9 protein-coding genes are annotated in these 12,345 nt (G+C 36.6%); 5 read left to right on the forward strand and 4 right to left on the reverse strand.

What is annotated here, in order from left to right:
- Positions 1 to 424: 424 nt before the first annotated feature.
- Both NQ550_RS00585 and NQ550_RS00590 read left to right on the forward strand, forming a co-directional pair.
- Positions 425 to 1,159 (forward strand): DUF3990 domain-containing protein, encoded by a 735-nt coding sequence (locus NQ550_RS00585; RefSeq protein ID WP_025581126.1) that lies wholly within the window; start codon positions 425 to 427, stop codon positions 1,157 to 1,159.
- Complete coding sequence (locus NQ550_RS00590; protein ID WP_025581125.1) at positions 1,152 to 1,616, forward strand: hypothetical protein; 465 nt, start codon at positions 1,152 to 1,154, stop codon at positions 1,614 to 1,616. The genes NQ550_RS00585 and NQ550_RS00590 overlap by 8 nt, the downstream gene beginning before the upstream one ends.
- 1 nt (position 1,617) lies before the next feature.
- Here NQ550_RS00590 and NQ550_RS00595 read toward each other — a convergent pair whose 3' ends face one another.
- Positions 1,618 to 1,809 (reverse strand): hypothetical protein, encoded by a 192-nt coding sequence (locus NQ550_RS00595; protein WP_025581124.1) that lies wholly within the window; start codon positions 1,807 to 1,809, stop codon positions 1,618 to 1,620.
- A gap of 44 nt (positions 1,810 to 1,853) precedes the next feature.
- Between NQ550_RS00595 and NQ550_RS00600 the strand changes: the two genes are divergently transcribed.
- Entirely contained in the window at positions 1,854 to 2,486 is a 633-nt protein-coding gene (locus NQ550_RS00600) for a transglutaminase domain-containing protein (RefSeq protein ID WP_025581123.1), read from the forward strand.
- Positions 2,487 to 2,639: 153 nt separating this feature from the next.
- Here the strand turns inward: NQ550_RS00600 and NQ550_RS00605 are convergent, their stop codons facing one another.
- Both NQ550_RS00605 and NQ550_RS00610 read right to left on the reverse strand, forming a co-directional pair.
- Positions 2,640 to 3,596, reverse strand: coding sequence for a PD-(D/E)XK nuclease family transposase (locus NQ550_RS00605; RefSeq protein WP_055058971.1), 957 nt, complete (start codon positions 3,594 to 3,596; stop codon positions 2,640 to 2,642).
- Between the two features lie 194 nt (positions 3,597 to 3,790).
- Positions 3,791 to 5,017, reverse strand: a complete 1,227-nt coding sequence (locus tag NQ550_RS00610; RefSeq protein WP_025581291.1) for a hypothetical protein — start codon at positions 5,015 to 5,017, stop codon at positions 3,791 to 3,793.
- 559 nt (positions 5,018 to 5,576) lie between these two features.
- Here NQ550_RS00610 and NQ550_RS00615 point away from each other — a divergent pair.
- Complete coding sequence (locus NQ550_RS00615; RefSeq protein ID WP_025581292.1) at positions 5,577 to 6,827, forward strand: ATP-binding protein; 1,251 nt, start codon at positions 5,577 to 5,579, stop codon at positions 6,825 to 6,827.
- 123 nt (positions 6,828 to 6,950) lie between these two features.
- On the opposite strand, the gene NQ550_RS00620 is transcribed toward NQ550_RS00615, so the two are convergent.
- Complete coding sequence (locus NQ550_RS00620) at positions 6,951 to 10,829, reverse strand: autotransporter outer membrane beta-barrel domain-containing protein (RefSeq protein ID WP_055059006.1); 3,879 nt, start codon at positions 10,827 to 10,829, stop codon at positions 6,951 to 6,953.
- A gap of 429 nt (positions 10,830 to 11,258) precedes the next feature.
- Here NQ550_RS00620 and NQ550_RS00625 point away from each other — a divergent pair, with 429 nt between their 5' ends.
- Entirely contained in the window at positions 11,259 to 12,233 is a 975-nt protein-coding gene (locus NQ550_RS00625; RefSeq protein ID WP_025580673.1) for a hypothetical protein, read from the forward strand.
- Positions 12,234 to 12,345: the final 112 nt, after the last annotated feature.

Here is a 12,345-nt window from a genome sequence, read left to right on the forward strand (position 1 = left end):
TAACGAAAGATTAGTGTCTTACCTCGGGAGACCCTACTCATCCTGCTATTATCCAATCCTGTTACTGAATAATCATGCAGCCTAAGGGGGGGATTTTCTCCCCTACCCAGTTACATATATCAGTTCATTATAAAATGCTTAAATTTTTGTCTTGACAACTGAACCACTATAGCTGTCAACTATATAAAAAAATACTGGTAAACAAAAAAACATCAGCAGGAGTTTTTGATCCATCTGGTCAGGGGCTCTTTATTTATATTGGGATAAAATATAATATACTACTATATCTAATATACTTGTTTTACCACTTCCATTTTTGTCGGTAAAAATCAAACGCTTTGTGTCGAAATCTTTATACTGACATAGATGTTAGAACAATGTTATAATAAAATCAGCTGAAAAGTGAATTTAAGGAGGGTATAAAATGAAAAGTCATGTTAATATTATGGACTCTGATATAGCATATGAGAATGTAATTGTTTATCATGGTTCTGATCATATTTTAAAAGAACCAATTTATCAGGGTGGAAAAACAGATAATGATTATGGAAATGGATTTTATACCACTGAATATAAAGACCGTGCAAAAAGTTGGGCTGTTTTAAATGGTGATCCGGAATACTCTTTTGTTAACCGGTATATTTTGAATACTTCTGGTCTGAAAATAATGGATCTGAACGATTATGGTATCTTAGCCTGGATCGCAGAGGTCATTGCCAACAGGGGAACAAGCCTGGAGAGTGCTGAAATCACAGGTTCGCGGATTGTAGAAATGTACCGTATTTCTACAGCAGATTTTGATATTATCAAAGGCTATCGTGCAGATGACAGTTATACACAGGTCATAGAAGCTTTTTTGCTAAATCAGATCAATATTGAAGAAATAAAGAAACTTTTCTATAAAGGTTCTCTTGGTAATCAGATATTTTTGAAATCACAAAAAGCATTTAAACAGATTGAATGGAAAGATGCATGGCAGGTATACAAAGACGAATCAGATGTAACAGCTGACTTTCACGCTCGCAGAGAAGTAAATCAATTTCTTTCTGCAAGAAACCGTGCAATTTTGCTGGAAGGATTCGAAGTTCCGGGAATTACGGTGAGAACTGCTATGGGGAAATTTTTAATTTATCATCAGGAGGGCGATTTTTATGAATAATCCGGCATATGATTCAGGTTACCTGAACAGTGCAAAACTATCTGGAAGATATTTATTTAAATTGATAGCTCGAAATTGTTCTGACTGTTTTGGTATAATCTATAAATATATGAAAAGTGATTATCGTAGATATATGGATATGGGGAATCCCCTGTATTTATGTAAAACTCCGAAACAGATTATGGGAAATATGGGAATTACTGTAGATTTAAATGCAGAAATAAGTAATACTTATGATGAATTTATTCTGGAATGGATGTCTGACTGCTATATTACTCTGCAATGGAAGTACCGGCTCTGGTCTTCTGAAATAATTGACATTGTAAAACCGGAAAAATTATATAAGCAGTATTATCCACTGCACGAAACATCTCTTACCAATGCGGTTACAAAAATATATGAGATTTATCATTTGAAAGACTTATATATGCATCATAGTGAACTACTCGGCAACTGAGTTACCAGAGCATCTGGATTGCTGTTTTTAATCCATCAAAATCCATATAATTTGTCTGGCATAAATCCCTGACTTCTTTTTCCGTAAAGCTAACATATTCTGCCAGAAGCCCCGGTTCCAGCATTGAAAATTCACGAAAGTCTGTCAATGCAGACGGTGTTCCATATTTTTTTATTGGCAGGCTTCCTGTCATATAAGAACCTGCTAGGAACTGAGATATCTGTACCCCTTTAAACAGTGCACGAAGTAACCGGATATACGATTTCTGCAATGCCTCATCTGCAGAAGCTTCGCGGAACAGAGAATGTAAATGGGAAAAACATATATAGTGATAAGAGCGTAGCCAGAAAGATAACCTTAAAATCTCCTACTGTAAAAGGTGATTATAGTTATGGCAGTGTGTATGGTCCATATCTGGATACTGCCCATCTGGCGCAGGTAAGAAGTGTTGTACAGAGCTTTAAACTGAATTATATCCGAAAAGGAATGTCAGATTATGATAAAGTCCTGACTGCTTTTAATTATCTCCGCAGCAATTGTAGATATGCATACAGGGGATGGCAGTATAATTATGCAAATACAGCCTGGGGTGCACTGGTATATGGAGAGGCACAGTGTTCCGGATATGCAAGAGCCATGAAAGCACTCTGTGATGCGAGCGGGGTAGACTGCCGTTACGTCCATGCAAATGCCAAAGCCAGTAACCCAAGCCACCAGTGGAATCAGGTAAAGGTTGGTGGTAAATGGTACATACTGGATGCTCAGTCAAACGGCTTTCTTCTCGGGACAAATACCTGGATAAAACAGGCCGGGATGTCCTGGGATACAAAAGGACTACCAACCTGTAGTAAAACAGATTATAAGAGATAAAGACTTTCTTTTCGTCTTCGGATGTTATGTTATTTATATAAAAAAATCCAGAATATAAGCCCAGAATCGTTGAATTTTCAGCATTCTGGGCTTATTTTAAGTACCAAATTTTTCTATTGTCTTATTATGTATAGCTGCCATAGGAGACGTATTCTAAGCAGTAAGGTTTGTTCCGATAGATGCTGCAATCTCTTTTAACTTATCGGCAGAAAAACCAGTATATTTTTCAATCTTATCGAGAGATTCTTTATCTTTGATCATCATTTTTGCAAGAGATAGATTTTTCTTTTCTACACCTTGCTCAATGCCTTGTTCAACAAGTGCTTTTCCCAGATTACACATATCCTGCACCTCACTTTCAAATTCTTCTGTCATGGCGATGCCAAAATCTTTCTGAAGACGTTTTTTCTTTGTCTCAGAGGATGTAGAAAGAGAGAAGAGTGTATTCAGCAGATCAAGGATCTCCAGATCACTCTCTTTATCTGCATCACCTAAATTTACGATAACAACTTCCATAAGGTCATAACTGCCAAGAGTTTCATAAGGCTTTCCCAATACTGTATCCTGTACTGTATGGTATCTGAAGATTCCATTTCTACGTTTTTTCGCCGGATCCGGGCAGATCCAAATACTGTAGACTTTCTGAAGCTTTTCATAATGTTCACCAGTAAAAATAGTTCCATACTGCTCGGAAATCATTCTTGCACAATAATAAAATCCTCTTGTAACTAATGGATACCCCGGTGTGTCATTTAACTGGATTTCCAAATTGATGATCAGCTGTACGGGTTCTTCGGTGTTCGGAATATATGCCTTAAAACGAATATCATAATACACAGTCTGGTCTTTGATAGCATTTGCTTCGGAATTAAGGCAGTCTATTTGTTCGTTTCCATCCAGTAATTTACTGCGGTCAGGATGGTCCTGATGTACTGCCCGACTGGAAATTTCGATATTTTCTTTCAGGCAGTTATCACAGATAAAATTGACACTATATTGGGAAAATTCTTTTGTACAGGATTTGAGGATCCAGGCAATGACTGCCTTATAGGTTAATAGTTTCTTGGCACATTCATCATATCTTGCACGATCTGCGGCAAAGTCTATCATTTGTGCCAGATTCGTTTGACGTATTATGGATGTCACCTCCTGTCACATATTTTGTACTTATATTTTATCAGAGCAGATATTTATTTACCAGAAAAATTTTTCGACAATCGCAGGATAAGTTTTGACAAAGAAAGACCCCAGTCAAAATGACTGGGGTTTTCTTTTTAGGAATCTGTATTATTTACCCAAATGGATTATTTAACAGTAGCTGTTTTCAGGTTGGACCATGGGCTGAAGACTTTCTTTCCGTTCTCGTCACGTTTCCAAGCGTGGCAGTATGCGTAGTAGGTTCCCTGCTGTACATATTTGAATGTAGTAGAAGTCTGAACCTGATTCTTGTTTACAGATGTGTAATCTTTGTTTGTAATGCAGTCACGATCTGTAGAGATTACATAGTCATAACCTGCAGCACCATCTGTATCACCGGAAAGGATTACAGTTGCTTTATTACCAACAACTTTAACATTGCTGATCATAGGTGTTCCTGGTTTTTCATTAGCTTCAGAACCAGCTAATGTAACTGTCTTAGAACCGATGTAGTATTTACTATCTTTTGCCGGAGTAACTGTTACTGTTCCGTCAGCATTTTCTGTAACAACATATTTTTCTGTTGGAACTTTAACATTTCCGTTCATTACAACAACAGATACAGAACCTTTAGAATTCTTAGCGGCTGTAATATCACAGTCAGCAAGATCTTTTTTATCAATTCCCCAGTTAACAGAAGATGTTGTTCCTGTATATCCATTGATACCTTCAACACTTACTGTATATTTCTTTGTTGTAGGCTCTGTATAAGCACCCACACCAACTAATTTGTAGTCCTTACCTTCTTCTAATGTAAGAGCATCTCTACCATATGATACTTTAACAACTGGTTTTACTGCCATTCCTTCAGCATAAGTACCATTAGAAACAGTTACGTTCTGATCTGACAGCTGAACTGGAGTAATTGTAAATTTCTTATAAGTAATAGCGTTTACTTTCTGACCATTTTCATCTTCGAAAACCTGATTTGTTGTATCGTTGTTGCCAGCATAGTTGCCTTTACCAACTACAGCGATATATGCTTCATGGCTGGCATTACCTGTTACATTGTGGAAGTATTTAATTTCAAAATCTTTTCCTTCTTCTAATTTAACAGTTTTATGTGTAATCGGATCAGTATAAGAATAGTTGAATGTTGCGCTTGCAAAAGTATGAGCTTTTCCATCATAGATAAATGACTGATTAGCTACATTAACTTCTTTTCCATTTGCATCCTTTGAATCTGGATAACTAATTGTAAATTGACCAAGATCAATATTTACAGTACCTAATTTAGCTGTAATCTGTGTATTGTTATTGGAATCTTTTACTGTAGGACGAATCTGATGTCCGGTATAGCTTTGATCATTTACATTTACAGTTAAAGAAGACATATCAGCTGGTGTAATCGTAAATGTAGTTGTTGTAGTAGATGTATTGTCATCATCACCTTTTCCAACAATTGTTACAGTTGCAGTACCTACATTTGTACCGTTTGCAATAGACTTAATTTCGTAATCTACATCTTTTTCGAGCTCTTTTGTTCCATCCTTTACAATCAGTTCTGGAATAATTGCTTCTCCTGTGTAAGTATAAGATGCTTTTTCTGTAGAAACAGTCCAAGCACTTGCCTGTGGTTTGCTGATTTTAGAATAACGGTATACAGCTGCAGGCTGTGTAGTAATATTATTTCCGCTTGCATCAACACCCCAGAAATTTTTATTTGTAATTGTAATCTTAGTGCATTATTTACGTATAATATTTATTATTTCACAATTATACAATTACGTTGGCTTTTGATCGGCGGAATTATATTTGATGATTATATAAATCGTTGTATTCTATATGAAACGAAAAAAGAAATCGTTGCATTTCGATTGGAACGATTTTATACTATATATTACAAATCAATATTGGGTTTCAAAGGATTGAAAATGTGGAGGAAAATGTATCATGAGGGAAAGCAGAACATTGGAATATAAGGAAAATCTGTCATCTAACACGTTTCTGAAAACGATCAGTGCCTATGCTAATTATGGCGAAGGAAAGATTATATTTGGAATCAATGATCAGGGGAACGTCATCGGCATAACAGATCCAGTGAACGGATGTCTGAATCTGGAGAATAAGATCAATGACAGTCTCAGTCCTGTGCCGGAGTTCCGTCTGGAGATACAGGAAAATACGATCGTGCTCACTGTTTATGAAGGCAGGTATAAGCCTTATCTCTATAAAGGTAAAGCTTATAAAAGAAATGATTCTTCTACAGTTGAAGTGGATCGTCTGGAATATAACCGGTTGATCCTGGAGGGCTGTAATCAGACTTTTGAGGAGATCACTTCATTCAATCAGCAGCTTACTTTTGCTAAATTGGAAACAGAATTTATCCGGGTGATGGGCATTGAGAAGATCAATAAAGATATTTTAAAAACTCTTGAACTGTATTCTGATCAGAGTGGGTTCAATAATGCAGCTGCACTTCTTGCTGATGATAATCAGTTTACGGGAATAGATATCATACGTTTTGGTGATACCATAGATGAGATCATGGACAGGGAATCACTAGAAAATATTTCCATACTTTCTCAGTTGGAAAAAACACTTCAGATGTTCCGAAAGTATTATCAGTATGAAAAAATAGAGGGAGCCGAAAGGAAATGTATTGACAAAATCCCGGAAAAAGCCTTCAGGGAAGCAATAGCCAATGCTCTGATCCATCGAATGTGGGATATCCCGGCATCTATAAAAGTCAGTATGTATGCGGACAGGATTGAGATCAGTTCTCCGGGAGGGCTTCCTGCCGGAATCAGCGAAGAGGAATACCTGAATGGTCAGATATCCATACTCAGAAATCCTATTATCGGAAATGTGTTCTTCCGGCTGAAATATATTGAGAAATTTGGAACCGGAATCATGAGGATCAATCATGCTTACAGGAACGCACTGATAAAACCATCGTATCAGTGTTTTTCTAATTCTATCAAAGTAATTCTTCCTGTTATAAGGGAAAACTATGACCTGAGCGAAGCCGAACAGATACTGGTCAGCATCCTTAAGGGAAAAGAAAAAATGTCAAGATCAGAAATTGAGAAAGCAGCAGAAATGGAAAAGAGTAAAGCAGTACGTACTCTGAACAGCCTGATTGAAAAGAAAATCCTGAAAAAAACAGGTGCAGGCAGGGGAGTCAGATACACCTTGAAATAGCAGAAAGCAATATAAGGATAAGATTCTGTTAGAATATATGGTATAGGTTTATTAAAAAGAAAGACTCCGATCGCAATGACCGGAGCCTTCTTTTTAGGAATCTGTATTAATTACCCAAATGGATTATTTAACAGTAGCCTTTTTCAGGTTTGACCATGGGCTGAAGACTTTCTTTCCGTCTTCGGATGTTCTGTTGAATGCATGCATTCCAACTACCCATGTTCCCTTTGGTACTTTCTTGAATGTTGCTGTTACTGTACCTTCTTTGAGGTTCAGTACTTTGTGATCGCCATAGTGATATGGACGTGTCTCACCGTTTTCTTTCTTGGAGGATGTTCCAAGTACTACATCGTAACCAGTTGCATTTGCAGCTGCTTTGTATGTTACTTTGATAGTAGATCCGCTTACTTTAACGTTTGTGATAACCGGAGCATCTGGTGTGATTGCTGTTACAGAGAATGGATAAGCATTGGACCATTCACCAAATACTTTCTTACCGTTCTCATCACGTGTCCAAGCGTGGCAGTATGCATAGTACATACCCTGATCTACATATTTGAATGTAGTAGAAGTCTGTACCTGATTCTTACTGATAGATGTATAATCTTTGTTTGTGATGCAATCACGGTCTGTAGAAATTACATAATCATAACCTGCAGCGCCGTCAGCTTCACCAGAAAGGATAACAGTTGCTTTGTTACCAACAACTTTAACATTGCTGATTACTGGAGCACCAACATTTTCAGATTTCTTTACAGATACTTTCTGGCTTCCTGTATAGCTCTTGCTATCAGCTTTAGCTGTTACAGTAGCAGTTCCATCACCATTGTCTTTTACATCGTATTCTGTTGCTGGAACGATTACGCTACCATTAAGTACAGTAGTTGTTAATTTACCGTTTGTTTCGGAAATTTCAACTGTTGTATTAGCAATGTCTTTTTTAACAATCTTCCATGTTATATCAATAGTATATGTGTTTGTAGTGTCATTTACAACTGGATTGCTGAATACTCCAGTCCATTCACCTGTACCATTGCTCAGTTTATATCCATTTTTAAGCTTTAATGTAGCTTTTAATACTTTATTTGAAGCTGTAACATCTACATTGTTAGAAAGTCCTGTGAATTCATAATCAGTTCCTTCTACTAATGTTTTATCGCCAACCTTAATTATTACATTTGGTGTAACAGCTACACCACCAGCATATTCTGTGTCTGATACAGTAATATTTTTGCGACCTACAGTAACTCCTTCAATTGCGAAGTCCTGAGCTTTTGTATAAGTTACATCGCTTCCTTCAAATTTTGTAGAACCAGCATAGTTTCCAATACCTGTAACATAAACATATGCTTTTGGTCCGGTAATATTATTGAAATACTTGATTTCATAATCTTTACCTTCAACAAGATTCATAGTTCTATATTTAGCTACGCTTGGAACAAATTTAATGTCTTTAAATGTTTTTTCTGTTCCGTCATATCCAAATACATAATTTGTTTTGGTAAAGTCAATCTTATCACCGTTTTCATCAAATGCGTAGAATGTACCATTTAAATAGCTGGTAGTAAGTGCTCTAGGAAGAATCTTAAATCCAACTTCTTTAGTTTCACCAACAAAGTTAGTATTTGTTTTTACTGGTGCTAATGTTACTGTTGCATCACCAACATTTACATTTACTTTAGAAGTTGTTGGGTATGTAATTGCAAAATCAGAAGCGCTCAGTTCAACATCATTTAATGTGATTTTAAAATTAGAAGTTGTTGGCTTAATCTGACTTCCTGTATAGGTAAATGCTTCTTTTTCTGCGTCAGTAGTAGCTTTTGCTTCAACTTTAACATCACTCAGATTTGCTTTGTTAATTGTAAATTTAGCTGTCTGAGTTCCAGAATAATCACCTTTTCCTACAACAGTTACTGTAGCTTCACCAGCATTTTTGTTGTTAGAGCAGGACTGGATTTCATAATCAATACCAGATGCCAGTTCTACACCATCAACTGTTAATTTTACAGTCGGTGTAATTGCTTTTCCAGTATAAGTATAAGATCCTACAACTTCAAGTTTTGCATTAGTATCAGCGATATCTTTGTTAGTTACAGTTGTTGTTTTGGAAGCAGTAACTTCAGTTGTACCAGTTGTATAGTTTTTGTTTTTAATATCTGTTTCTACTAATTTTGTAGTAATTGTTGCACCTACTGAAACAGGAGTTGTGCTTGAAGTATATGTTAATTTATATGCATCTGCCGGAACATCTTTTTTCTTTCCTGTAGCGCCTGCTTTAACAGTAACTTTTCCATCCATGTAGTCAGATGCGGTCTGAAGACTTCCATTGTACTGAACTTTTTCAGGAACAGTAATATCTGCAGCTTCGATTACTGCGGCATTAATTGCAAATGTACCAATTTTAACACGGCCACTATAGTTTCCAGTACCTACAATGTAAACTTCTACGTCTTTTTTGGAAACAGCCTTAGCATTTGTGTTATCATTTACATACTCTACTTTGTAATCACTTGTAGATAAGTTAACATTTGTAGTTCCACTAACAAATTTAACATCTTTAATATCTTTAGTGATTGCCTCACCAGTGTATGTTTCAGCTCCTAAATCTTCAGCAGAATTTGCTTGTTTATCTTTAGTTGTGCCAAGTGTATATCTTAATCCATCTACTGTAAGTTTATTTAATGTTACAGAAAGATTTACGGTTGTGTTTCCGATAACGTTTGTATTATCACCATTTACAGAAACAGATAAAGTTGTCGCACCACTTGCTAAAGTTGCTGGAGCAACAGTAATAGCAGAAGAAATATAAGATGTTACCTCTGTGTCGCCAATGTAGAAATGAATTGCATTCTTTACAGCTGTTGCATTAGATGCATCATCTTTTCCAATACTGTCAGTAACAATTTTGAAATCTGACATCTGATTAGCAACAACTTTAACTTTATCTGTTGTAACTTTTATTACATTACCTGTATAATTGCGATTTGTTTTTTCATCTTTATCTAAGGAGTCTGTAGCAATGCTCAATGTGCTTTCAGTGCCAACAGCAGTTAATCCACTTCCAGTAACTGTATATACAGATGTTGGAAGAGTTTCTCCTGTTACAGTGTCTTTAACTGTTACATAATCAGAAGAGATTTTAGATCTTTCTGCATAAGAAACAGTATTTTTCTTTAATGTTAATTCTAATTTGTCTGGATTCAGAGTACGTTTGTTAATTATAAAAGGTGCTTTAATCTGTCCTGTATATCCTGCTTTGTCTACAGTAGCAACAACCTGAAGTGTTTTTCCAGCAGGTGTAGCATTTACAAGATCGTCTCCCTCATATGTATACTTAAAGTCATTATATGAAAGACCTGAAATACCAGCAATTGTAAATCCAGCAATCTGAGTATCACTAAATGCCACCTGTTTACCAGTATAAGCTACAGTTGCGCCACCAAGATTTAATGTCGCAGATGAAACATCTACACTCTTAATTTCAATGCCTTCAATTGTAGTTTTAAATCCAGCATTAGCACCCGTTCCTGTAATCTCTACAGATACAATATGACCAGCATCAGTAGATACAAAAGTAGCTGATGTTAATTTACTATTTAAATCAGCAACACTTGTAGCACTTCCAGTATAAGTTCCTGAATGACCAACAACTTCTTTGCCATCAATACGAACTTTATAATCAAAGTTTGCAACATCAGTGCTACCATCTTTAAGATCACCAGATACAGCCAAAGCGCCTGTCCAATTTGCTAATGTTAATTTAGGTGCAGTTGCAGTTGCAACATCTGTCACGTCAGTAGTATTTTCTACAACCGGAGCTTCTGTAGCATCATCAGAAAATGTTTCAGCAGCCGGAGCTTCAGTCTCAACGGCAGCATCAGTACCATCGCTGAACTCAGCAGCCCATACCGGCACATTAGAAGTAGCAAGCATTGCAACAACAAGTGACATACTTAATGTCTTTTTTGCCATGCCCTTCTTTGTGTTTTTAATCTTTGTCATGATTATAGTTCCCCTTTGGGTGATGGACAGGTTGATTTTTGAGAAAATTTCGTATGGGGAATTGATTTCAAACTTGAGGAATATCCGGATTTTATGATTTATAAGTGGATAATTATTGACAATCGTAGTAAAAACAGGCAGTTATTACAAATAAACTGGTTGCTGTATTGAAAAATTCTTCTGGTTTTACGCTGATTGTAAAAAGTAACGATATATAATGAAGTTTATAAAATATAGAATATCCAGGGGATCTGCCTGAAAAATTGACGCAGTAAATCGGAACCCGGTTCTGATTTTGGTGAAGGAAATTTACTCCAATCTGACACCTCCTCTGGCGTCTGCTCGGACCGGGAAGAAGCATTTGACGAAGTTTTATTTCTGAGGTATCATAAAAATATAAATAGAAAATTTCACTTGCAGGAGTATCTCATGAAAGTAAAAAACAGTATTTCTACAACAATGAGAACCTTAAAAGGCAGAGAAACAAAAGATAAAGCGGCTAAAAATATTTTTTCGTATAAGCCGATTATGGGCAACATTCTAAAGTACACCGTAGCAGAATACAAGGACTGTTCTCTGGAAGAGATCATGAACTGTATTGAGGGAGATACAATCCGGACCGGAACAGCATTTGTAGAGGAAGACATGGCAGGAAGCATCCGGGGCGAACAGACGGAATTCAACACAACAGATGAGGCACCGGCAGTTTTTGATATCCTTTTTCGTTCGCTGCTTCCAAAGAAAAAAGGAAATATCCTGGTAAATCTCCATGTGGATTTTGAATTACAGAAGAACTACCGGCCGGGGTATCCTGTTATTAAAAGAGGCATATACTACGGATGCCGGAAATTATCTGCACAGTTGGATAAAGTAGGGAAAAATGGGAAAGGCTATAAATATCTGGAAAAGGTCTACAGTATCTGGATCTGCCTTGAGAATATTCCCAAAGAACAGCAGAATACCGTATCTTATTACAAGATACATAATTACAAAAATGAAGGTTTCCGCATACCTGACATTCAGATCGATGCTGCGGAAGCAGACCTTATGGAGGTTGTCATAGTACGGCTTGGCGGGGAAGAACAAAATGAAAAGGGACTGATGGATCTTTTATATGGTGTATTTTCCGGTGATCAGAAGAAAGTACTATCCTACATTCCGGATTCAGACAGTCAGATCCGACAGAAGGAGGTGTCCGATATGTTGAGTATGATTTCCTATGCAGAAGAGAAAGGTGAAAAAAGAGGCGAAAAGAAAGGCGAAAAAAAAGGTATAAAGAAAGGTGAAAACCGTCTTGGGATGCTTATGAAAATGCTTTTAAATGACAAACGTTATGCAGACGCAGAGAGGGCATCTGAAGATGAAAAATACAGGGAACAATTATATAAGGAGTTTGAGATTTAGTTAATGACAAACTAAAAAATCATCAACAATGCGTAAAAAGTTTTCAGCCATATCAGAGAGATATGGCTGAAGATGTTTTTTCTTCGTTTCCGAAGATGTGAAAGCGAGAAGA

Source organism: Blautia wexlerae DSM 19850 (assembly GCF_025148125.1).
GTDB lineage: Bacteria > Bacillota > Clostridia > Lachnospirales > Lachnospiraceae > Blautia_A > Blautia_A wexlerae.

Excerpts from the sequence above, each read along its gene's own strand:
- NQ550_RS00620 (WP_055059006.1), bottom strand. The coding sequence starts at position 10,829 with ATGACAAAGATTAAAAACACAAAGAAGGGCATGGCAAAAAAGACATTA.
- NQ550_RS00585 (WP_025581126.1), top strand. The coding sequence starts at position 425 with ATGAAAAGTCATGTTAATATTATGGACTCTGATATAGCATATGAGAAT.
- NQ550_RS00615 (WP_025581292.1), top strand. The coding sequence starts at position 5,577 with ATGAGGGAAAGCAGAACATTGGAATATAAGGAAAATCTGTCATCTAAC.
- NQ550_RS00590 (WP_025581125.1), top strand. The coding sequence starts at position 1,152 with ATGAATAATCCGGCATATGATTCAGGTTACCTGAACAGTGCAAAACTA.
- NQ550_RS00625 (WP_025580673.1), top strand. The coding sequence starts at position 11,259 with ATGAAAGTAAAAAACAGTATTTCTACAACAATGAGAACCTTAAAAGGC.
- NQ550_RS00595 (WP_025581124.1), bottom strand. The coding sequence starts at position 1,809 with ATGACAGGAAGCCTGCCAATAAAAAAATATGGAACACCGTCTGCATTG.
- NQ550_RS00610 (WP_025581291.1), bottom strand. The coding sequence starts at position 5,017 with ATGTCTTCTTTAACTGTAAATGTAAATGATCAAAGCTATACCGGACAT.
- NQ550_RS00605 (WP_055058971.1), bottom strand. The coding sequence starts at position 3,596 with ATGATAGACTTTGCCGCAGATCGTGCAAGATATGATGAATGTGCCAAG.